Consider the following 23,903-nt stretch of genomic DNA (forward strand, 5'->3'; position numbering starts at 1 on the left):
TACTGAAAAAACAGAGTGTACAACTCTCATTTAACCAATGCTGCGCAGCCTGCTATCACACTACGATAAAAACAGCCAAAAAAATATATAGCTTTGATACTCAGCTGCAAAAAAAGCGCCAACCATCCCGCCCGGCGGAACAATTGACGCTCTATTCTCTAAAGCGGCCTGCTTACCGGGTCATCAAATACACACTTCCAGTCAAAATATGCGACCTGAATAATCACAACCAATACAGTATAAACCATCTGCGGCCTGTGAGTGTGTGTCTTCAATCCCCGACCTGTACATCGCAGGCGATACGGATAAATAAAGCAGGCAGTACCCTGACTAAGGCTCATTATCATATTTCTCCCTGGTAAGAGGAAAACAGAAACATGATTCACCTTCACAGTTGCGAGACAGCGCCGGACTTGCACCGGACTTCCCTTTTAAATCCGCCCCAAAGACGGATACCTGATTTTATAAAAAATTCTATTATTTTATTATAATGGCAAAATAACGATTAATGATTTTCTAATAAAAGCTATACATATTTATTTATTGACTGATGGTCATTAAATAGCTTTACTTATAAAGTACCACCCGTATTTATCTTTGTCAACTCATATTTTCATGTATACAGTATATAAACCCTGACAATGCCTTACTGCTATAACTTTATGCCACAGAATTTTTTTTATAATACTGGATGCACTTCTAAGATAAATAAATTTTTTAGCATGTTTTATGAAATATTAAATAAGTGTATATGGTTTAGCAATGCAGTATAACAATCTCATTCAAATTCATATAAAAACAACCCTTTGCCCGCCCTTAAAAGAGCGGACAAAAGCATTTATATTAGACAGGCTTTTATAATCTAAACTATATACGGACAGTTCAAAATGGAAACAAAACTTTCTTACTACACTAAAGAATCATTTATCATCAGCTGTATAAGTCAAGCTTTCTGTCCCTTTTTCAAAACATGATATGCCATAACCAATGATTATTCCTAATAACGCCGGAATAACCCAGCCAAGATGAACAGGATAAAAAGGAATATATTTATTAAATAAGAAATTTATCCCTGTTATTTGTATACCTGCTGCATTTATTCCATCAAAAATACTAAAAAATAAGGTAAACCCCAGGCTCCAGCGGTATACACTGCTGCGTTCCTTCCACACCCTGGAAAATAATGACAAAATCACCAGAACTATAACAACAGGATACATTGCTGTGAGAAATGGCACAGATATTTGAATCAATTTTGTAAGACCAATGTTTGCAGCTACAAAACTAAATAAAATGCAGTAAAGCAGAATACGCTGATAGGATACCCTGTTTTGCGATGCCTTGTTAAAATACCAGGCGCATGCTGATGCTATACCACAGCTGGTAGTAAGACACGCTATAGTCATAATTACTGCTAAAAGGATATTGCCCAGCGGACCGAAAAACACACTGGCTGCATTAGCCAATAATACGGCACCATTATTAAATGGGCCGAAGGAACCTGCACTCGTAGCTCCGATATAAGCCAGTGATATATATACGCCACTCATAAGTATTATGGAAATAAGACCGCCAGCAATACATACGCGGCCAATTCTCCGTTTTTCTTTTACACCGCGCATCCGTACTGTATTTACTACAATAGCACCAACAGCCAATGATGCGAGCAGGTCCATAGTCAGATAACCATTTTGGAATCCCTGGGCAAAAGGAGCTGTTATATATGTTCCAACAGCAGCTGAAACGGCTCCCAATGGAGAAATATATGATCTGGCAAATAAGACAATAAGAAAAAACAGCAATATAGGCGTAAGTATTTTGCCAATGCGGTCGATAATTTTATGGGGATTCAAAGCCAGCAGATACGTTGCTATGAAGAAAGCAGCTGTATATAGAAGCTGACTCCATACCATGCTATGTATAGATATAAAAGGACGTACACCGATTTCAAAAGCAACAGCGGCTGTCCGTGGAATTGCAAATAAAGGTCCAATGGTAAGATATAACAGCCCCAGCAAAATAAAGGCAAATTTGGGATGAACATGCTTGGAAATAAATTCTGTGTAGTGACCTCCCTGGAAAGCGATAGCAACGATGCCTAAAAAAGGCAGTCCAACTCCGGTAAGTAAAAAGCCTGCTATAGCAGGCAGCAAGTTAGTTCCTGCCGCTTGTCCCACTGCTGGTGGGAAGATCAAGTTACCCGCACCAAAATAAATAGAAAACATCATGAACCCAATAGATATTATTTCTGTTCTTTTCAAATATTCCACTCCGATTCCGTTCATTTAATATTATGATAAACATTATTATAAAATAGCAAAAAAATTAAAAGTCCCATAAAATAAAAGCGTTTACAAGACTTTTATATGTTAATTATACCTTAATATTTTAAGAAATTAAAGTAAATTTATTATAAAATATAATTATTTATGCAGAAAATATGTAAAAGTATAAAAAGACTTTGTTTTTTTATACTTTTTATTATGGTGCAATCCTGATATTATTTTCTGACTGCTACAAACAAATAATGCAAGTAATTCTTCTTTAGTCTTTTTATTCATATCACTAATACGGAACATGCTCTTCCAGTTACGGGCAAGTTAAATCTTTTTTGGCGAAACAAATTTAATTTTATATTATGGAATATATTTTATCAGGAATATAAACGCAGTTTGGGTATCCGTTGTCCGCAACAGATACCTATATACTTTTGCCAGTACAATAAGAATTTATATATATTTTTTATTTTACAGCCAATTTTCATATTAATTTCATATTAGGAAAATAAAATAGATAGGATAAGGTAAATTTTATAAAGCAGGTGAGCAAAATTGGAATGGATATATTTAATAGCCGCTGGTTTTTTGGAAATCACATGGGCAGTTGCACTGAAATATACAGAAGGTTTTACTTGTCTATGGCCTTCTTTAATCACTGGTGCTGCTATGCTCGGCAGTATATATCTGCTTGATATATCTATAAAAACGATTCCCATAGGTACAGCTTATGCTGTCTGGACAGGTATCGGTGCCGCGGGAACAGCTCTTATAGGCATGGCCTTCCTCGGGGAACCCCGGGAAACAGGCCGTTTTTTTTGTATTTTATTAATTATTTTGGGAGTTATCGGTTTAAAAATTAATTTTTAATTTATTATTTGGAGATGGTATTTATATGGGAAATGCTCTTACTGAACAAAAGAATAACTTGAATTTATGGGGATTTAATAATTTTACTAATGCAGCAATATCGGAAGGATTTTTCCACGATGTACTAACAACAACCAGACCTGTTGGCCCAACAATTACATATGATGATGAGGAGTATATTAATTTTGCCAGTATCAACATACTTGACCTGCATCAAACCTCCGATGTGATGGATCATTTTCACCGGGCAGCTGATATTTATGGTTTAACTACAGGTGGTTCGCGGGTAACACAGGGCATATGCAAAGCCCACAAGGAAATGGAAGCAAAGCTCTGCCAAATTACCGGAAAGGAACGTGCTATATCTTTTGCCAGCGGTTTATTGGCTAATATTGGTTTTATCAATGCTATGTCATGTAAGTTCCACTTCAGCCCGACCTGTAATATCAATAATGATGATGCTGTCTTTGTTTTTGACCGCGACTGTCATTGGAGTCTATGGAAAGCAGCTTCCCATCTTAAATTTGGCAGTCAGCTTTTTGCCTTTCGCCATAACGATACAGCCGATCTAAAAAAATTACTGCAAAGACTATCTCCTGTACACAAAAAAATTATTGTTGTTTTTGAAAGTGTATATTCAGCCGATGGTTCTATCGCCCCAATGAAAAAGATTTTTGACATCTGTGAAGCCTATAATACCCTGACTTATGTTGATGATGCCAACGGATTTTTGATTTATGGTTCGAAACAGCGTTTATTTTCAGAAGAATTTTCTCAAATTGGCCGGGCTACTTTTAATATGGTTTCCTTTTCTAAGGCTGTCGGTATGGAAGGCGGTGCCATATCCGGTCCGGAAAAATTCATCCATGCTTTTGAAGTTCTTTCAGGAACATCGCTTTTTACTGCGGCTATACAGCCTCCTACAGCCAGCACAATAACTTACATAATGGAAAAACTGACAAAGCAGCCAAAAATCATGGATGAATATCTTAATCGTTCACTAACTTTACGAAAAAGATTATTGGACAAGAATTTTCTCCTAAATCCTGACTCTTCTTATATCATATCAATAATTATCGGTCAGGATGAAAAGGCCGTAAATGTTTATAAGGAATTTTTACAGGAAAAAATGATAGTTCCTATGTTCCGCTATCCAGCTGTTAAACCTGATCATGCACTAATACGCATTATGCTCAATGCCCACCATACTCCAGCGCAGATAGATTCATTTATTCATGTACTTGAACGATTACAGAAAAAATATAATTTTTAACAAAATATCCGGCGGCATTATTTCTGTTTCAGAAAGTAATGCCGCCGGATATGCAAAAAATTTCAATATAAATAATAGTTTTAATTAGACTAATCTTATTTATAATTCATTATTTGTTTTTATTTTACCATTTTTCTTTTTATATAAATATAGAAAGTAAAACGGTATTGCTATTATAAAACCGCCAAAACCCCAGATAAGCTGTTCCTGTCTGGCCTGCGCCAACATCCATAAGCTGATGAATACAGCTATAATCGGAATAGTCAAACCAAAGGGAATTTTATAGGGACGATGTTTGTCTGCCCATTTTCTGCGAAATATTATGACTGCTATACAGGTCGGCAAATACTGGGTAAACCGTGAAACTGCACTTATAGCTGCTAAAAAGGTAAAGCTGCCGCTCCAGGCAACGGCTATACTAAGCAGCGCAGTCACAATAGATGCCATATACGGGGTATTCCATGCAGTACGTTTTGCCAGAAATCCCGGCAGCATTCCATCTTCTGCCAAAGCAGTGCATACACGGGGACCTAGGATAGATTCTGCCATATTAATCCCCCCCATGGAAAGCAGTGTTCCCGCAAGAACAAACAATGCTCCTGCCGGCCCAAGAATATAGCCAAAAGCAGCCTGAATAGGTGCTTTTTCTCCTGCCAGATCTGTCCCCAGAATGCCAATGCAAACACCAAGTATTAAAATGTACATCAATGATACTATGATCATTACGGTAATAATTGCCCGCGGTAAATTCTTTTTCGGATTTTCCATATCTTCTGCCGCAATGGCAATTGCTTCAAATCCGGTATAGGCAAAAAACATTAGGACAGCTGCATGGCTGAACGAACCAGCCTGATAGACACCATGGGGAAATACCGGTACAAAATGACCGCCATTAATAAAAAATATGCCAATAGCTATAAAAACCAATAGAGGAATAAGTTTGGATATAGTAATCAGGTTATTGAGCATCTTAGTTGCCTGTACACCAGCAATATTTACAATGGTAAAAACTACGATTACGATAGTGGCTATGATCTCCCGCATATACTCACTGGCAAGTGCCGGTACAGCGGCTCCCAAAGCAGTGGCAAAACCCACGGCCATTGTTGCCCAGGCAATTATAACTACAGCCCATTTTAATACGCCTACTTCAAAACCAAGAAAATTTCCCAAAGAATACTTGGCATAAAGATATGGTCCGCCATTACGTGTAAAAAAACCAGCAGCCTCAGCAAAACAAAGTGCTATACTTCCCGCAAGTACAGCATCTAAAATAATGACACCGATACTTGCTGAACCTACTAACGCGTAAGCTTTGTTAGGCAAAAGGAAAATACCTGTACCGATAATACTGTTTATTCCTAAGAGTACTATGCTCCAGAACCCAAATTTACTTTTTTGCCCATTGTCCATAATAATCACCTCTTTTTCGCAGCTGTTATCAAAGCCACAAATATTTTTTTCATGTCTTCATTTACTGCCGACATCATTTCTGGATGGAACTGTATACTGATAAGCCACGGATAATTATTGTGTTCAAATGCTTCAATAGTACCGTCTTTAGCTCGTCCGGTAATTTCCAATCCGCTTCCTGCTGTTTTTATTGTCTGATGATGAAATGAATTTGTTATAATTTCAGTCTTTCCGATAATATCAGCCAGGCGGCTGTTTTTTTCTAAAATAATTGTATGCGTACCCAGCTCAGGTCTTTGGTTTTGCAAATGTTTAATCGTGCAGTTCTTATCATAAGACAAATCCTGGTATAATGTTCCGCCGTTATAAACATTAATTATCTGATGCCCCCGGCAAATGGCTAAAACAGGCAGCAGTCTATCCATTGCTGCCCTTATTAGGGAAAAATCGAATTTATCACGTTCCGGAAAAACATCACCTATTCCCTGCAAAGGTTCCTCGCCATAATTCAATGGAGAAACATCCTGTCCACCACTCAATATAAGTCCATCGCAAAGCTCTATTGTTGCTTTAATGTTAGCTTCATCTGCTTCAAAAGGAATAATTACAGGCACCCCTCCTGCATCCTCTACGGAACGAACATAATCCGAATTTACATAAGCACGGGGATAGCCGCGGAATACTCCACTATCATCAGCTAAAATACTACCGGAAATACCTATTATTGGTTTTCTCATATTCTGCCTCTTTTTCTATAATTTTTTCTGACGTCTTCAGCGTTATCAATCATTATTATAATGGTAATAATTTATAATGCTTATAGCTAAAGCTATTTCTAATTTATATTTATTATATAATATTTAATTTACAAAGAAAAGAAAAAATTATAGACATTTTATATTTTTACGGCAACACATCATATTAAAAACTATAACTTTTCATTGACAAGGTTATTTATTTTATTTATTATTGTTATGAAATAGTGTATTTGAAAGGATGATAAAATGATTTACTGTCCAAAATGTGGTGCGCCATTAAACGATGATGCTTGTTTTTGTACAAAATGTGGCGAAAAAATCACTAAAACGGAATTATCCAATGATCTTAAAGAAAATTCCTATAGTGATTCGTCTGATAGTTATATACCAGTACGTAATTCATCAGATAAAAATCTGACTTTGTTAGTTTATGTTCTTCATCTGCTGGGAGTTTTCTTCTTTATCACGCCTTTTGCTGCCATTATTATAAATTATATTAAAAGAGATGATATGTCAGGGACCTGGCTTGAAAGCCATTTTGCCTGGCAGATAAAGACCTTTTGGATTGGACTGCTTCTCGGAGTTGTTGGAGCTATTACCTCGTTTTTCATAATAGGTTTGTTCATTTTAATACTTGATGGTATTTGGCTATTATACAGAAACATCAAGGGTATATTATCCCTTAATGAAAACAAACCTATGGATTATACATTCTTTTAATCCACCTAAAATTTATTGCTTAACATATTTTGTAAAGGGACAAAAATAAATTTATGAGAATACTATTTTTTATTTCATCATTTGCAATAGGCGCTGTGTCGGCAACAGCCGCAGAACAATCAAACATATAATAAGCTCCGGCACGAGATAACTGGCATTAAAGACTATCGAATACCAATATGGTGACATTCCCGCCGGTGCATAACTGCCAAAAAATACAACCCCTGATATAAAATGACAGCTAAATCTTCCCAATATACCAACAAATGTTCCCAGATATATCCTGTCTTTAAAATAACCGGCCAAACCAATTGCCATATATGGCAGAGGATAATCGAATAATACCTGCACAGGGTGAAGAATAAACGGATCCTGGATAAGATTAATAAGTCCATATGTAAATCCCGCCAGATATCCCACAGCTGGTCCGTAACGAAAAGCAATAAATAAAAGCGGCACCATACCGCCCAGAGTAATACTGCCTCCCTGCGGCATATGATAAAGGCGGAATATATGCAGTATCACTGTCAATGCCACCATTAATGAAATATTTATAACCATCCGCGTATTAATTTTTATTTTCTTTATATAAATAAATGCCGCAATTAATAAAAATAATCCTATCAAGGCAAAAATACTTATCGGTGAAGCTAAAACAGACATTACATGCTTAGAAAAAATTGTTATCATTTTTTATCCCCATTTCAAGAAAAACACCGTCTTCCTATTATTTATAGGGAAAACGGTGTTTTTTATCGTTTCCCTTCGCTGGCATTATCCAGATCAGGTCAAAGGGTTATGAAAATCCATTTCATTCTCAGCCATAACGGCACCCCTAATATTAACAATTTTATTTTAGATAAATACATCCATGCTGTCAAGTACATATAATCATTAGCTGGCATAATTTCTTTTATAGCTGACAGATTTTTGCAATTTATTGTTTTGCTGCTGAATATATTACTATCCTGGTATTATTCTTCGTTTTTTATATAGAAAATTTATTTATTATCTCACTTAATTGCACAGCCATCTGAGCCAATGAATTAGCTGCTGTCTTTATTTCCTGCATGGAATTAGCCTGTGAGGCTCCCGAGGAAGCTATATGCTCAACACTGGTCATATTATCCTTAAGAAATACACTCAATTCCTGTATAGAAGAATTAACTTCGCAACTGTTAGCTTTTTGTTTCTTTGATATTGTCAATATTTTTTGCAGCTGCTTGTTTAATTCTTCGATGACATCATATATCTGCTTAAATACTGCCACTGTCTTCTGTACTGATTCCACTCCGGTTTGTACTGTATGACGGTTTTTTTCCATGGTATCAATAGCTTTTGTAGTATCAGCTTTTACTTCATTTACTATACTGGCTATTTCTTTAGCCGCTTCTTCCGACTGGGATGCCAGTTTAGAAACTTCCTCGGCAACTACCGAGAATCCCTTCCCATGTTCACCTGCCCGGGCTGCCTCAATAGCTGCGTTCAGTGCCAGCAAATTAGTTTGTCCAGCTATTCCAGTTATTGTATCGACAATTTGCCCTATCTGCTGTGATTTTTCTCCCAATACAGATATTACATCAGTAGTTTTATCCACATCTAATTTTATGTCAGTGATCTTACGTACTACATCATCTGATTGCTTAGAGCCATTATCAATAATAGTTTTACTATTTTGGACAGACTTCGCTATTGTATCAGCAAACTGGGCTGTCTTTTCTACATGCTCTACCATATTAGCAACCATATTTATAGAATGTTCTGACAGGGACATTTTTTCTTTGGTATTTTTTACTGTGTTTTTTACTGTATCCTGAATATTTTTAGTCAAGTCCCCTACTGAATCAATAGATGAGGAAAGTTCTTCGGATGCTGCAGAAACAGTTTCACTCGCTGTAGCTGTTTCTGTAATTACTTTTTTCAAACTTGAAGTCATGGTATTGAAATGACTGCCCAGCTCCTGAAGTTCCACGGCACCTTCCATCTCAATTTTCTGCCGCAGATCACCGGCAGCTATCTTCTGCGCAGCTGTCATTAATTTTTTCAATGGATTAATAATACCCGCCGCTACTTTAAAAGCAATAAAAACACTGATAAGGGCAAAAATCAATATCAGCATAAGTGTAATTCCTATATTATAAAAAAGGGTATGATAAAGATCGGACATTGGCTGATAGGTAATTACTCCCCAATTGTAGCCTTTTACCGGTATATAGGTGATTATACTTTTCTGTTTATTCGATGATACATCGGTTATATTACCAGCCTGTCCTTTCATAACAGAAGCTACATAACTGAGGCCTGACAAATTCATTTTCTTTTCTATGGCACTTTTATCGGGATGAGCGAGTACATTCCCATTTTCATCTACAATATCTACATAACCAGAAGTCCCAAAATGAATATTATCCGCTATTTCCCACAGCGTTTTAAGTGAAATATCCGATGCCACTACTCCTACAATATTACCACTAGCGTTTTTCACCGGTGTAGATATCGTAACGCAAAGGGCTTTCGTTGAGGCAGAGATATACGCCGGTGTAATAAATGTATTTCCTGCCATCGCTTTTTTAAAATAAGGACGATCTGCACGATTTGCAATTTTACCACTGGAACGGGCAATTTGCTCTCCAGCAGTATCAAGTACCGCAATAAGTTCTATCTGCGGATTTTTATTTTTAATATTTATAAGTGCCTGCTGCATATTGTCTGCATTCATCGATTCCACTGCTGGCATAGCAGCGATACTTTCATTAATACCTTTATTCGTATTAAGAATTCGCTGTATTTCCACTGCTACTTCCTTATTAAGCTGGGAATCTGACTGTAATACATTTTGTTTCATATTATTCATTGTCGTAACGCTGTTAATAACTGAAAGAACAATTAACGGGATACATGCAAATAGTACCATTAAAGCAACTAACTTTCTCTTTAAGCTATCTTTCATATAATCTACTCCTTATATATATTTATTCATGTTATATTAAAATAAATAGAGTCTAATTTAATATAACATGAATATTTATAAAGCTATAAACCTCCTTAATAATATTTTCTCTAATAATGCCAATATATATATTACTAGTTTTCTTTTGCATAGGCAAGTATTAGTAAAATCATTTCATGCATCTTTAACTTATTATTAATAATTAATATTTCATAAAAGCTTATAAATAATTGTCTTCATTTATATAAACTACAACAAAAACATTTTATTATAATTTTGTCATAGTTTTGCCATAACTTTATATGATACTAATATAAAGCTATTTAAATTCTCTGCTATTACATAATATTTGCTTGTATTGTGCTAATTAATATAAACTACTAAAATTATTTCATCATTTTAATCTCATAAAAAGAAAGGACACTTGCCATGAAACAGAATCATTTGCTTATTTTACCACTTCTTTTGTTTGCCACAGTATTTTTTTATAGTCCTTCCGGCTACTGTCAAAGTCTTTCCATACAGGAAGCCGTTAAAATGGCTTTGCAAAATAATCTCGATATAAAAATAGCTGCCAGAAAAGAAGACCAGGCTCTTGCTGAATTATCAGGAACCAAATCACAATACGGGGTAACTATATCTTTGGGAAGTAATTTTTCCATATCTGACGGTATTACGGATGGTATACAAAAAGAATTTGAAAGAGATAATACCACCAGTTTATCAGCTAATTATCCTTTGTATTCTGCCGGAAAAGATAAAATCAATACAAACATTAAAGAACAAGCTTTACATCAAAGCAAACTAAATACTATACGCACTGCTGAAAATATAAAAAATGATACTATCAAGGCTTATTATGATGTTTTAGAAGCACAAAAAACTGTTGATGTAGATAAGGAATCTGTTGATAATTACCAGAAACATTTAAATAATGTAAATCAATTATATAGTGCCGGCAGTGTTCCCAAATCCGATCTACTTCGTTCCCAAGTGGCTTTATCTAATGCCACTCAGACCTTGATAAAAGCAAAAAACACTTATAATATTGATATAATAACATTAAAAAATATTATAAAAATGAATCGTGACGAACCACTCTTACTCACCGATGATTTTAAATATACAGTTTTCAATAAAGCTCTGCCATACTGCCTGGAATATGCTACTATCCATCGAAATGATCTGAAGGAAGCAAAAATAGATTACCTTATCGCCCAAAAGAATATAGATCTGTCCAAGGCAGATTATAAACCTACAGTAAGTGCTTCTGTAAGCACGGGCTGGAGTAAACAAGTCATGCCTAGTGAAAACGACCACGATTATACAGTAGGAATTTCAGCTGACTGGAATGTTTTTGACAATGGACTAACTAAAGCTAATATAAAGGCTTCCGAAGCAGAATTAGAACAAGCACAGCTTACACTCCAGCAAAAAAATGACTCTATAGATTTAGAAGTACGCCAAGCATACTTTAATATGCGTGAGGCAGAAAAAAGATTCAAATCCACTCAGACTACTATTGCCCAGGCAGAAGAAGATCTATTTATCGCCCAGGAAAAATATAAAGTTGGTGCTGGTATTATCCTGGATATAATCGATGCCCAGCTCGCTTTGTCAACGGCAAGACTGAATCACATAAGTGCCCAATATGATTATGCCCGCTATAAAACTGAACTCCAAAACAGTATGGGTATGAATAAGGAGGATATTTAACAATAAATGAAACATATATCTATAAAACATATATCTATGAAAAGTATTGCTATAATAGTAGCCTTATTATTAGCTGTCAGTTTTATCAGCTATAAATACTGGCAAACCCATAAAACAAAACCTTCTGATTTAACGCAAAATGTATATATTATAAAACCAATGAACCTAAAATCTACGGTATCAGCTACAGGTACTATAAAACCAGTAGAAGCTGTCGAAGTAAGCTCAAAAATAACCGCACGCATAAAAAGTGTTCTCGTAAAAGAAAACCAGCAGGTAAAAGCCGGACAAACAGTTGCCATTCTTGATGGCAAGGATTTAAAAAATGAAAATATTAAAGCACAGGAAACAGTAGACAATACTTTATCAAAATATAACCGCATGAAATATTTATATTCTATAGGAGCAAAATCAAAGGAAGATTTAGAAGATGCCGAATATAACTATGAAACAGCAAAAAGTGATCTAGAAGTTACTAAATCTGATTTAGATGAAACTGTTATCACTTCCCCTATAAACGGAATAGTAGTTGGTGAACCTAAAACATCTGGTACTATGGCCGTACAAGGAACAAGTAATCCCACTGTTATAATGCGCATAGCTGATCTAGCTCAAAAACAAATTCTAACCAAGGTCGATGAAACTGATATTGGTAACATAAAAATAGGTCAAACAGCTGTTTTTACTGTTGATGCTTATACAAATAAAAAATTCACAGGAAAAGTAACAAAAATTTCCCAAACGGATGTCAATAACAGCTGGGATACATCATCAAGTGACTCATCTTCATCATCCTCGTCATCTTCATCATCTTCCTCTTCATCTTCAGTGATATATTACTATGTAACAATTAATATAGATGATACTTCGAGCCTGTTGAAACCCGGTATGACTGCTCGTGTCGAAATAAATACTGCAAACAAAACCAATGTTCTAGCTGTACCCCTTTCAGCCTTGCATACTAATACTAACGGTTCCTATGTTATTGTTATTAACAATAACGGTAAAACAGAAAATCGTCCTGTTAAAACAGGGATATATAGTGATGATTATGTGGAAATTACCAGTGGCGTCAATGCTGGAGAAAAAATTTCCACAGCTTACACAGCCAAGGCTTCATCTACAACTTCCTCTAATAAAAATACCGGAGGTCCACCGCCTTTCTAAAATTGTATCCAGTATCCCATTTGTATATAATAGTATTGTGTGATTATATAGAATTCCCTAATGAAAGTAGGTACATTATGAGTATTTATCTTAAAGGAATAAAAAAAATTTATCAAATAGGTACACAGGAAGTTGCTGCACTAAATGGCATTGATCTCCATATAGATGAAGGTGATTTTACCGCGTTAATGGGTCCTTCTGGTTCTGGTAAGTCAACACTTATGAATATTCTTGGCTGTCTTGACAAACCTACTGTTGGTTCATATAAACTTGATGGTAAGGAAGTTGCTCATTTAAGTGATGATGAATTAGCAAAAACCAGAAATAAAAAAATTGGTTTTGTTTTTCAAAATTTTAATTTACTATCACGGATAAGTGCTTTAGACAATGTTGCTCTGCCACTTATTTACGCTGGAATCAACTATAAGGAAAGAAAGGAAAAGGCCTTTCACTTTTTAAAAGCAGTTGGTCTTGATACCCGTGCAGATCATCAGCCTAACGAATTATCAGGCGGACAAAAACAACGAGTTGCCATTGCCAGAGCATTAGTCAATGACCCAAGTATCATAATGGCCGATGAACCTACAGGAAATCTTGACACAAAGTCAACTAAGGAAATAATGAATATATTCATTAATTTGCATGAACAGGGAAAAACTATTATTCTTGTAACGCATGAACCGGAAATTGCAGCTTGTGCATCAAGACAACTATTAGTCCGTGATGGCAAAATAACTCGTGATGCTGGTAGGGGGGAAATAATGGATGTTGTTTAAGGAAAGCATTACTATCGCCCTGACTGCTTTATTTTCTAACAAACTCCGCTCTATTCTTACTATGCTGGGAATAATTATCGGTGTAGCTGCTGTAATAGCCATGGTATCAATAGGAATGGGCGTAAGAAAAAATGTACAGGATTCAATAGCCAGCCTCGGCAGTAATATGATAATAGTTCAGGCCGGTGCTCCCAGAGTCAATGGTGTACGTCAGGCTGCCGGCAGTGGGGAGAATTTAAAGCTTGACGATTCTAATGCCATAAGAAAAAAAATTAAAAATATCGACTATGTGGCACCCACTGTACAAAATTCATATCAAATAGTTTATGGCAGACAAAACTGGAATACTACTGTCTACGGAATAACCCCAGAATACATGTCTATCCGCTCTCTCACTGTTGCCAGTGGTTCTTTTATCAGCAATAACGATATGAATACCCGTTCACGTGTGGCAGTTATTGGTGCAACTGTTGCAGCTAATCTTTTTGGCAGTGATAATCCTGTGGGGAAAAATATACGAATTCATAACGATCCTTATAAAATCATCGGTGTTTTGACAAGCAAAGGGCAATCCTCAATGGGGCAGGATCAGGATGACTGTGTTCTTATCCCTATTACCACTGCCATGGAAAGATTAATGGCACTAAAAAGTATCCGTACTATAAATATACAGGTTTCATCAGCAGATAAAATTGACCAGGTACAAAATGAGATAGAGGTTTTGCTGCGTCAAAGGCACAGGATAACTAACCCTGACAATGATGATTTTCAAGTAAGAAATTTGACCAGCATAATGGAAACAATGACTAAAACGACCACTATGATAACACTTCTATTAGGCAGTATAGCTGCTATTTCATTGATAGTCGGCGGCATTGGAATAATGAATATAATGATGGTATCTGTTACAGAGCGCACGCGGGAAATCGGTATAAGAAAAGCACTTGGTGCTACTTTCCATAATATAATGATGCAATTCCTTATTGAATCCATAGTAGTAAGTGTAATTGGCGGTTTAATAGGTATAGTTCTCGGTTGTACAATTTCCCTGGCTATTGCTAAGTTTGGTGGATTTAATACAGTGATTACTATGCTGCCAATAATATTATCATTTTTATTTTCTGTGGGAATTGGTTTGTTTTTTGGTATTTACCCTGCAAGAAAAGCTGCCAAGTTAGATCCTATTGAAGCTTTGCGTTATGAATAATTACCTAACATTTTTTACCGGCAGCAATAAGGCTAAAAACATTCATTATTTTTCACCATGTAGAAATATGTTTTTTTACTAATCAGATAACAGACTTGTTTGTGGAAAATAAGTCTGTTATTATTATGCATATATATTTTTTTAGTAAGTGAAACTTATTCTAGAGAACGGCTGTAATTTTATAACCACTAAGATAAAACAGGTATAGCCCTATTATTATGAGCAAAAATAGAAATATTATATGGTTAGAATATATTCAATATCTGCAATTTTTTTACTTTATGGACTTTTTGTCATATTTTTATCATATTTTATTGATATTATATTAATAATAAGGAGTATATTTTCCATATCTATAACTTCTACTCCCTGTTAGCCTGTTAGTTGATTTAAAAAATTATAGAGGAGATTTTTACTATGAAGAAATTATTTATTACATTAGCTGCCGTACTGGCAATAAGTGCAGCTTCGCTCACTGCTTTTGCTGCCGCTAATGCTTTCCCGGATAACACACCAAATAAGGCAGCAGTTGGTGTTCAAGAAGAAAATGGCGCCCATTTCTGCGGCGGCTATTATGGAAATGGGCATCATGACCGTGATGATCATGATACCTGTTGGAATTAAAATTTAAATTTTATCTACTGTATAAGAGGCCGTTTTGTATTACCAAAACAGCCTCTTATACAGTATTTTTTTACTGCCTGCTATCCCTCCTAAGTTTTTATGTCCAGCTTGTTGTTCCAGATTTTCCAAGGCAGTCCATACCTTGTATTTTAATTAATATGCATATAATCGTTGCCAATTTATACCTTAATAGTATAAAATGGAATATAGTCCATGTCCAGCTGAAATATGGACTAATATAGTACGAGGTGAACTTTATTTATGTTTCAAAATACTAATACACTGGACTGCATCCAATCTTTACAGGGAAAACTTTCTGCTGTTTATGAATATTTTACTGAACATAATGATAACGAAAACAGAAAAAAAATAATTCAGTTAGCTGATAAATTATCTACTAATGAATTTACTATTGCTTTTTGCGGCCATTTTTCCGCTGGAAAGTCAAAAATGATAAACTGTCTTGTTGACGGTGAACTTTTACCTTCCAGTCCTATTCCTACAAGTGCTAATCTGGTAAAGGTAAAATCAGGAAAAGATTCTGCCAAAGTATTTTTTAAAGAAGGCAGAGCACGCTTATATCTGGCTCCTTACGACTATGACTTAATAAAAAAGCACTGCACAGATAGTAAAAAAATAGATTATATAGAAATAAACCATAATAATTTGAAACTGCCTGGTGATGTCGTTATAATGGATACTCCCGGTGTAGATTCCACTGATGATGCCCATAGACTTGCCACTCGGTCAGCACTTCATCTTGCAGATATAATATTTTATGTGATGGATTACAATCATGTGCAATCTGAGTTGAATTTTAAATTTACCAAAGAACTGATTGAATCAGGCAAGGAAGTTTACCTTATAGTTAACCAGATAGATAAACATTCTGAGCAGGAAATATCTTTTAATAAGTTTCAACAGGAAACAGCGGCATCTTTTGCTTCCTGGGGCGTTAAACCTGCCGGAATATTTTATACTTCTATGAAAATACCAGAACATAAATATAACCAATTTTCTCAATTAAAAATATTTCTTAATACACGCTTAAAAGACAAAAGCAGGCTTTTGCTTCAATCAGTAGAAAAATCTTTGGAAAAAATAATACAGGATCATCTGACATCATTTATCGGACAAATTAATTCCAAATTCAAGCCCTTTACTGATAAACTAAATGATTTATCAGCTGAACAGCAGGAATCATTAATAAGTAAATATAAGGAACTGCTGCAGCAAAAAAACAACTTAACTAAGCGGGAAAAAACTTTAAAAAATGATTTTGACAATAGTATAACTAAAATTCTGGATAATGCTTATTTAATGCCCTTTGAAATAAGAGAATTAGCTAAGGCTTATTTAAAATCACGTGAACCAGGATTCAAGGTAGGTCTGTTTTTTACCAAGAAAAAAACGCTGGCAGAACAGGAGCAGCGTTTGAATATTTTTTACCAGGCTGCCAAAAAAAAAGCAAATGAACAAATAGAATGGCATGTACGCAGCTATTTATTTACTTATCTAAAAAATAACAAAATAGTTAACAAAAATTTAACTAAACAAATTGAGGCACTTACTCTAGATTTTTCTATTGATATTCCTATGACTGCAGTACAAACAGGTGCGCGTGTTTCAGATGATTATGTTTCAACTTATACAGATAACGTAGCTGCAGCAATAAAACAGACTGCAAAAAAACTTATAGTTCCGTTAAAAACAGCTATTTTAACTGCTACTGATAAAATAATCCTTACTGCACAGGAAAAAACACAGGAAAAAGTAGCAGGACTGAAACAATACCTTTCTTCACTGGAATATATCCAACAGCGAGATTCTATTATTTCCAATTATAAAAAAGAAACTGCTGCACTTCTTACTTCATCATATAGCTTTACTAATGATAAATTTCATTTGTTCGATAAAAAAGAATGTGATTTTGAAATAATCAGGTCATCTGTTAAGAAATCTCCTGAAAAAATACTAGCAGATATTAAAAACCAGCCTGTACCTATACCAATAATGTCAAATACTTTTACTTCAGTTTCACAAAAAAAGATTAATAAAATTGATTTGACTGCCAAAAAATTGAAGAAAATAGCTGAACTTATTCACCATCTGCCCGGTTTTACCAAAACAGCTGCTCTGCTGCGGAAAAAATCTGAACGATTGCAAAACAAGGGTTTTACCGTTGCTTTATTTGGTGCTTTCAGTGCTGGAAAATCTTCTTTTGCCAACGCACTACTCGGAGCTGGCGTTTTACCAGTGTCACCTAATCCGATGACAGCAGCTATAAATAATATAAAACCCATTGACAGGAACCACCCCCATAAAAGTGTCATTATCAAGATAAAATCAGAAGAACTCTTGTTAAAGGATATAAATAATGCTTTAAGTTCATTCAATCTGCTGGCAGATTCTCTTCCTGATGCTATAACTAAAATCAAGACAATTGACAATACTATCCTGCAAGGTAATGTTAAAGCTAAGACAAACTATTCATTTCTTCAGGCTTTCAGCTGCGGATATGATATATTTTCCCATAAGCTTAACTCAGCATTAACAGCATCTGCTGACGATTTTCAGGATTATGCAGCACAGGAAGAAAAGGCTTGTTTTGTCGAATACATAGATATCTATTTTGACTGTCCTTTGACACGCCAGGGTATCACACTTGTAGATACTCCTGGAGCTGATTCTATAAATGCCCGTCATACAGGAGTGGCTTTTCAGTATATTAAGAATTCCGATGCCGTTTTATTCATTACATATTACAATCATGCTTTTTCTAAAGCTGACAGAGAATTTTTACTTCAGCTCGGTCGTGTTAAAGAAACATTTCAATTAGATAAAATGTTTTTTATAATAAATGCTATCGACTTAGCGGAAAACGAAACAGAAGAATCAATTGTCATTGACTATGTTCGCCGACAGTTATTATCGCACGGTATAAAAAATCCTTGTATATCTCCTGTTTCAAGTATAAATGCCCTCAGAGAAAAGAAAACAGGAACAAACAATAATTGCTCAGGGATGGCTGTATTTGAAACTGCTTTTTATTATTTTATTACACATGATCTTGCTGATATGGCTGTTTCTTCATCGGAAAAGGAACTTGTCCGTATTAATAGACTACTGGAAAAACTCATTGTCAATACACAGAAAGATACAGCTGAAAAAACGGCAAAAAAATTATTAATGGAAAAAGAAAAAAATACACTGCTGGCAACAATTCATACCCAGACTGCAGAGAACATAAAGAACCGTTTGTCCCAGGAAATGGAAGAATTACTATATTATGTGAATCAGCGGGTATTTCTACGCTTCAATAATTTTTTCCGGGAATCATTCAATCCCTCAGTCCTGCGTGATGACGGTCGTGATTTAAAACAAGCTGTGAAGGCTGCTTTAGTTGAATTATTGGAATCTCTTGGTTTTGATTTTGCCCAGGAAATGCGTGCTACAACAATTCGCCTTGATAATTTCATAAAAAAAATATTTACTGATCGACAGACAGAACTTGCTGCTGAAATAAACAAGGTCAATCCTGAAATATCATTTACTGCTTTTTCTCTAAAAAACAATAAACAGCTGGATTTTGAAACAGCTTTTACTTATATTCCATATAAAGCATTTTCCCAGTCAATGCTCTATTTCAAAAACCCAAAATCATTTTTTGAAAAAGGTGGCAGCCAGTTAATGAATAATGCACTGCATGGACAATTAAAATTATATGCTGCCGAATATATTGGGCAGCAGCAAAATCGTCTGAATAAATTCTATGATGAACTCATTACTAATGAATTTACCAGATTTACTACTACGGCCACTGAACAGGTAGAAAACTTCTATCTCAGTCTGTTAACTGTCTTAACAGGTGAAATTTCTATAGATGAGTTAACAAAAATACACCATAAATTCACCGATCTGAATATCTGATAAAAATAAAAAAACCATGCATACTGCTAATAATAGCAATAAACATGGTCAGCATAGATATGTGTTACCCAGCTTTGCCTCTCAGAAAGGAAACCAACCTTTGTGCCATTTAATTAAATAACCGATAATGGCATTACATATTTAAATACACTTATAAAATGAGCGATACTTCCGCCAATTACAAATAAATGCCAGACAGCGTGGTTGTAAGGAATCTTCTTATCAAGATAAAATACTGTTCCGATAGTGTATAAAACACCACCAATAATAAGCCAGTATATTGCCGCACTTGGTAATACAGCAAGCAAGGGTTTTACCACGATTACAGCCAGCCACCCCATTAATAAATAGCATATTGTAGAAAAGAACCTAAATCTTTTAACAAAAAATATTTTAAATACTATCCCTATTGCTGCCAGACTCCATACCACAGCAAACAATACCCAGCCTAATGTACCATGCAGTGATAATAAGGCAAATGGTGTATAATTCCCCGCTATTAAAACATATATAGCTGAATGATCAAATATTTTCAGGACATCTTTTACCCGTTTGCGGCTGAAACTATGATAGAGAGTTGAAGCCAGATATAAAAGCACCAGTGATACACCATATACTACAGCTGCAATCATCTGCCATTTTCCTCCATCTATATAGGCTCTGACAACGAGAATTATCAGTCCAATCACAGCCAAAAAAGTCCCTATACCATGCGTAATTGCATTAATTTTTTCTTCTAATGCAAAATTTATTTTTAGTTTAGACATTTTTACTTATTACCTTTCTCCTATTAATATAAATACTACATGAAATACCTAAACGGTAAATAATCTTTATGCTGAAGATAATCAGCACATTACTAATAATTATGATTAAATTAATAATGTCATACAGTAAAGATTATTTTCTATATTATAGCACATATTATTAAATAAATTTCTGGCAAATATCTATGAATACTGCTGAATCATAAAGATAACTACCATGTTTTTGAGATTTATTCTCATTTTTACCTAATTTTAAATATGTAAAAGGATGAATTAATAAATGTTAAATGAATTTTCCCGAACAGAATTGCTATATGGCAAAGATGCCCTTAATTTATTGATGGAGAAAAAAATAGCTGTCTTTGGTTTAGGCGGTGTAGGCGGCTATACTGTGGAAGCTTTAGCACGAAGCGGCATTGGTCAGCTTGAACTTATTGACGATGATAAAATCTGCTTAACTAACATAAATCGGCAAATATATGCGCTGCATACTACTATAGGAAAATATAAAACAGATGTCGCAGCAGAACGTATTATGCAAATAAATCCTAAATGTCGTGTTAATACAAGAAAAATTTTTTATTCTCCAGAAACATCTGCGCAATTTAATTTCACTAAATTTGACTATATCGTAGATGCTATAGACACTGTAAGTGGAAAAATAGAACTTGCTGTTCAAGCACAGATAAGCGGCACTAAGATAATAAGTGCTATGGGTGCTGGCAACAAAACTGATCCACTTGCTTTTGAAGTAACTGATATATATAAAACTTCTATGTGCCCTCTGGCCAGAGTCATGCGCAGAGAATTAAAAAAACATCATGTAAAAGCTCTTAAAGTAATATATTCTAAAGAAAAACCCAAAGTACCAGTAAATGATCTGGCTGCAAGCTGTAAAACCCATTGTATATGTCCTCCGGGAACAGCTCGGAAATGCACGCAAAAACGGCAGATACCTGCCAGTAATTCTTTCATTCCGCCTATTGCCGGTCTCATTATGGCTGGAGAAATAATCAATGAGCTGCTTTCTAATTAAAAAAGGCTGTTGATGTAATAAAACATTTCATCAACAGCCTTTTTAATGCGTTTATAAAAGTATCGTTTTTACGCTTCTTCCAAACGCATCAACAAAAAACACAAATCTGATAATCTATTCAAATACAGTCTATCCTGATCAAAAACTACTTCTTTTTGCGCAAGAGCAAGTACCCGGCGCTCTGCACGCCTTGTCGTAGATCTTGCCATATCCAGAAAAGCCCCGGCTAATGTGTTTCCTGGTACAATAAATTCTTTAAGCACCGGCAGTCTGTTTTCTATATCATGGATAAGATCTTCTAACATACTGACTTCTTTCTGTCTTATAATTGGCTGCGTATTTATGCTGGCCAGATCTGTCATTAAAGACATATTAAGTTTTTGGAGAAATTTTATATTTTTCTTTACTTCTTCCTTCTGGCATACTGACCGAGCTAGTGCCAATGCAGAATTTATTTCATCTACAGAGCCATAAGCTTCAACCCGCGGCGAATTCTTATCTACTCTTTGTCCGGTATATAAGCTTGTTTCCCCCTTATCACCGGTTTTAGTAGAAATCGACATTATTGTTCCCTCCTTCATTTGAATTATATGATATACCCCTCTTATAACACATACAGTATTTAAGCAGAAACATCCTGCCTATTTATCTAAATATCGAAAATTTCTGCTTCAGAAAAGAACACATGTATCTCTCTGTCTGCACTAGCAACGCTATCTGATGCATGAACAGCGTTATGCTCTTTACTTTCTGCAAATAAATTGCGTATCGTTCCTTCAGCAGCTTTATCTGGATCAGTAGCTCCGTGAAGTATCCGCACTTTGTTTATGACATCTTCCCCTTGGAGAACTGCAGCTATTAATGGTCCTGACACCATAAACTCAACTAATCCACTATAAAAATTCTTACCTATATGTTCGTTATAGTGCTTGGCAGCCAATCTTTCCGTCATACAAAGCATTTTCATAGCAATAATTTTAAAATTATTATTTTCATATATTTCTAATATTTTTCCTATGCTTTTTGCTTTTACTGCATCAGGTTTTATTAAAATCAGTGTTTTTTCTTCCATATTCAAATATTATCTCTCCTGTTTCCTTTCCCTGATAATTTTGGGCCAATAAATGATAATTTATAGCTGATTGATGTATTGCTTCAATTTCATCATCATGCAGTTTTCTTTTTATCTTGCATGGTGATCCCAAAATCATCGAATTAGAAGGAAGTATTGTATTATGTGGAACAAGTGAGCCAGCACCAATCAAACTGTTACTGCCAAGACTCCCCATCCCCAGCATTATGCTTCCCATGCCAATAAGTGAATTATCGCCTATATTGTCACAGTGCAGAACTACATTATGTCCTATCGTAACATAACTGCCAATCACAGTTGGTTTACATCCCATTACATGAATAGTAGTATTATCCTGTATATTGGTATATCTCCCGACAATAATAGCATTCATATCACCGCGCAATACTGCATTATACCATATACTAGAATTATCACCTATTGTAACATCACCGATTATATAAGCCGATGGTGCTATAAACACATTTTTACCAATAGATGGGATTTTACCTTTATAAGGAACAACAGGCATTCTTATTCCTCCTTACTTAACTACCATTACAGGAACTTCCGAATATTCCACTACCTTCTGGCTTTTGCTACCGATAAGTGCTCCTTTGAAAAGTCCTAATCCACGACTTCCCATAATAATTAAGTCAGCTTTTTCTCGTTTTGCCATTTCTACAATAATTTTATGGACTGATCCTTTTTCCACATGTTTTACTGCCTTTACTCCTTCAGGCAGTTTAGCCCATATACTATTAAAAATCAGATCACTTGGTATATCTTTATTAATATGACTAGAAACATAGACAAAATCGAGCTGTGCCCCGCTCCGTTGTGCCAGATCAATAGCTTTATCTACTGCCTTGCATCCATCTACTGAGCCATCAGCTGCTACTAATATTTTATTGATTTTTTCCATAATGGCCCCTCCTAAGTAAATTATTGTTTGTACAATCTTTATCTTCGTTGCCAATTTGTAAAAATCCTTTTTATTATCAAATGATTTTTACAAATTGCAAAATAAAAAGCTGCCAGAAAAGCTTTTTGCGCTAAAAATAAACTCTTTATTTATAGAATCCATTTTATCGACAAGCAGCCTAATGACAGCCTTTTATTTTTCTTTCTTTATTTATATTGTTACTGCAATTTTATTTAAGTTTTATTTATATGTTTAACTGGTTTTGAACTGGAAATATTACTGCTGCAATGCCCACAGGTTCCTGTACAATGATTGCAGCTAGGACATCCACGGCTTTTTAGCGAATAACGCACCGCAACAATAAATAAAGCAATTATAATAGCTGCTACAATAATAGATGCTAAGTTCATAAAACTCACTCCT

Annotated in this window: 22 protein-coding genes and 2 riboswitches; of the genes, 10 read left to right on the forward strand and 12 right to left on the reverse strand. The window is 35.1% G+C overall.

Translation table 11 applies throughout. The annotated features are described in order from the left end of the window. Nucleotides 1-158 precede the first annotated feature (158 nt). Complete coding sequence (locus tag I6760_RS00930; protein WP_196592659.1) at nt 159-341, reverse strand: hypothetical protein; 183 nt, start codon at nt 339-341, stop codon at nt 159-161. After that, a riboswitch (cobalamin riboswitch) is annotated at nt 301-475 on the reverse strand. It overlaps the preceding gene by 41 nt. 445 nt (nt 476-920) lie before the next feature. Next, a complete protein-coding gene (brnQ, locus tag I6760_RS00935; protein ID WP_330997976.1) occupies nt 921-2,270 on the reverse strand; it encodes a branched-chain amino acid transport system II carrier protein in 1,350 nt (449 codons plus the stop codon). A 561-nt stretch (nt 2,271-2,831) separates the two neighbouring features. Here brnQ and I6760_RS00940 point away from each other — a divergent pair. Beyond that, entirely contained in the window at nt 2,832-3,146 is a 315-nt protein-coding gene (locus I6760_RS00940; RefSeq protein WP_196592661.1) for a DMT family transporter, read from the forward strand. A 25-nt stretch (nt 3,147-3,171) separates the two neighbouring features. Continuing rightward, nucleotides 3,172-4,419 carry an aminotransferase class I/II-fold pyridoxal phosphate-dependent enzyme gene (locus tag I6760_RS00945; RefSeq protein ID WP_196592662.1) on the forward strand — a complete coding sequence of 416 codons (1,248 nt, stop codon included), beginning with the start codon at nt 3,172-3,174 and terminating at the stop codon, nt 4,417-4,419. A 99-nt stretch (nt 4,420-4,518) separates the two neighbouring features. On the opposite strand, the gene I6760_RS00950 is transcribed toward I6760_RS00945, so the two are convergent. Continuing rightward, nucleotides 4,519-5,832: an APC family permease gene (locus tag I6760_RS00950; protein ID WP_196592663.1), complete on the reverse strand. Its 1,314-nt coding sequence runs from the start codon at nt 5,830-5,832 to the stop codon at nt 4,519-4,521. Between the two features lie 5 nt (nt 5,833-5,837). Next, nucleotides 5,838-6,569 carry a gamma-glutamyl-gamma-aminobutyrate hydrolase family protein gene (locus I6760_RS00955; protein WP_196592664.1) on the reverse strand — a complete coding sequence of 244 codons (732 nt, stop codon included), beginning with the start codon at nt 6,567-6,569 and terminating at the stop codon, nt 5,838-5,840. 267 nt (nt 6,570-6,836) lie between these two features. Between I6760_RS00955 and I6760_RS00960 the strand changes: the two genes are divergently transcribed. Next, the gene (locus I6760_RS00960; RefSeq protein WP_196592665.1) at nt 6,837-7,310 is read left to right on the forward strand and encodes a DUF4870 family protein; all 474 of its coding nucleotides are present in this window, start codon (nt 6,837-6,839) and stop codon (nt 7,308-7,310) included. 69 nt (nt 7,311-7,379) lie between these two features. Here the strand turns inward: I6760_RS00960 and thiT are convergent, their stop codons facing one another. Then, complete coding sequence (gene thiT / locus I6760_RS00965) at nt 7,380-8,000, reverse strand: energy-coupled thiamine transporter ThiT (RefSeq protein ID WP_196592666.1); 621 nt, start codon at nt 7,998-8,000, stop codon at nt 7,380-7,382. A 53-nt stretch (nt 8,001-8,053) separates the two neighbouring features. Then, nucleotides 8,054-8,157: riboswitch (TPP riboswitch) on the reverse strand. A gap of 141 nt (nt 8,158-8,298) precedes the next feature. Continuing rightward, on the reverse strand, nt 8,299-10,260 hold the full coding sequence (locus I6760_RS00970; RefSeq protein WP_196592667.1) for a methyl-accepting chemotaxis protein: 1,962 nt from the start codon (nt 10,258-10,260) through the stop codon (nt 8,299-8,301). 429 nt (nt 10,261-10,689) lie between these two features. Between I6760_RS00970 and I6760_RS00975 the strand changes: the two genes are divergently transcribed. From I6760_RS00975 to I6760_RS01000, 6 genes are all read left to right on the forward strand, one after another. Further along, entirely contained in the window at nt 10,690-11,976 is a 1,287-nt protein-coding gene (locus I6760_RS00975) for a TolC family protein (RefSeq protein WP_196592668.1), read from the forward strand. Nucleotides 11,977-12,012: 36 nt separating this feature from the next. Next, entirely contained in the window at nt 12,013-13,143 is a 1,131-nt protein-coding gene (locus I6760_RS00980; RefSeq protein ID WP_196594703.1) for an efflux RND transporter periplasmic adaptor subunit, read from the forward strand. Nucleotides 13,144-13,220: 77 nt separating this feature from the next. After that, on the forward strand, nt 13,221-13,919 hold the full coding sequence (locus I6760_RS00985) for an ABC transporter ATP-binding protein (protein WP_196592669.1): 699 nt from the start codon (nt 13,221-13,223) through the stop codon (nt 13,917-13,919). Beyond that, on the forward strand, nt 13,909-15,126 hold the full coding sequence (locus I6760_RS00990) for an ABC transporter permease (RefSeq protein ID WP_196592670.1): 1,218 nt from the start codon (nt 13,909-13,911) through the stop codon (nt 15,124-15,126). The genes I6760_RS00985 and I6760_RS00990 overlap by 11 nt, the downstream gene beginning before the upstream one ends. Before the next feature lie 417 nt (nt 15,127-15,543). Then, a complete protein-coding gene (locus I6760_RS00995; protein WP_196592671.1) occupies nt 15,544-15,750 on the forward strand; it encodes a hypothetical protein in 207 nt (68 codons plus the stop codon). Nucleotides 15,751-16,011: 261 nt separating this feature from the next. Then, nucleotides 16,012-19,680, forward strand: coding sequence for a dynamin family protein (locus tag I6760_RS01000; protein ID WP_196592672.1), 3,669 nt, complete (start codon nt 16,012-16,014; stop codon nt 19,678-19,680). A gap of 113 nt (nt 19,681-19,793) precedes the next feature. Here the strand turns inward: I6760_RS01000 and trhA are convergent, their stop codons facing one another. Beyond that, the gene (gene trhA / locus I6760_RS01005; RefSeq protein WP_196592673.1) at nt 19,794-20,447 is read right to left on the reverse strand and encodes a PAQR family membrane homeostasis protein TrhA; all 654 of its coding nucleotides are present in this window, start codon (nt 20,445-20,447) and stop codon (nt 19,794-19,796) included. A gap of 280 nt (nt 20,448-20,727) precedes the next feature. Between trhA and I6760_RS01010 the strand changes: the two genes are divergently transcribed. After that, nucleotides 20,728-21,483 (forward strand): tRNA threonylcarbamoyladenosine dehydratase, encoded by a 756-nt coding sequence (locus tag I6760_RS01010; protein ID WP_196592674.1) that lies wholly within the window; start codon nt 20,728-20,730, stop codon nt 21,481-21,483. A 68-nt stretch (nt 21,484-21,551) separates the two neighbouring features. On the opposite strand, the gene I6760_RS01015 is transcribed toward I6760_RS01010, so the two are convergent. The 5 genes from I6760_RS01015 to I6760_RS01035 form a co-directional block, all read right to left on the reverse strand. After that, nucleotides 21,552-22,046, reverse strand: coding sequence for a cob(I)yrinic acid a,c-diamide adenosyltransferase (locus tag I6760_RS01015; protein ID WP_196592675.1), 495 nt, complete (start codon nt 22,044-22,046; stop codon nt 21,552-21,554). A gap of 86 nt (nt 22,047-22,132) precedes the next feature. Further along, nucleotides 22,133-22,555, reverse strand: a complete 423-nt coding sequence (gene ndk / locus I6760_RS01020) for a nucleoside-diphosphate kinase (protein ID WP_196592676.1) — start codon at nt 22,553-22,555, stop codon at nt 22,133-22,135. Beyond that, nucleotides 22,521-23,087 (reverse strand): gamma carbonic anhydrase family protein, encoded by a 567-nt coding sequence (locus I6760_RS01025; RefSeq protein ID WP_231036023.1) that lies wholly within the window; start codon nt 23,085-23,087, stop codon nt 22,521-22,523. Before I6760_RS01025 ends, ndk begins: the two co-directional genes overlap by 35 nt. 12 nt (nt 23,088-23,099) lie before the next feature. Further along, entirely contained in the window at nt 23,100-23,480 is a 381-nt protein-coding gene (locus I6760_RS01030; RefSeq protein WP_196592677.1) for a universal stress protein, read from the reverse strand. Nucleotides 23,481-23,713: 233 nt separating this feature from the next. Beyond that, the gene (locus tag I6760_RS01035) at nt 23,714-23,890 is read right to left on the reverse strand and encodes a hypothetical protein (protein ID WP_196592678.1); all 177 of its coding nucleotides are present in this window, start codon (nt 23,888-23,890) and stop codon (nt 23,714-23,716) included. Nucleotides 23,891-23,903: the final 13 nt, after the last annotated feature.

Origin of the sequence: Pectinatus sottacetonis (assembly GCF_015732155.1) — a bacterium.
In the GTDB taxonomy this organism is placed as follows: Bacteria; Bacillota; Negativicutes; order Selenomonadales; family Selenomonadaceae; genus Pectinatus; species Pectinatus sottacetonis.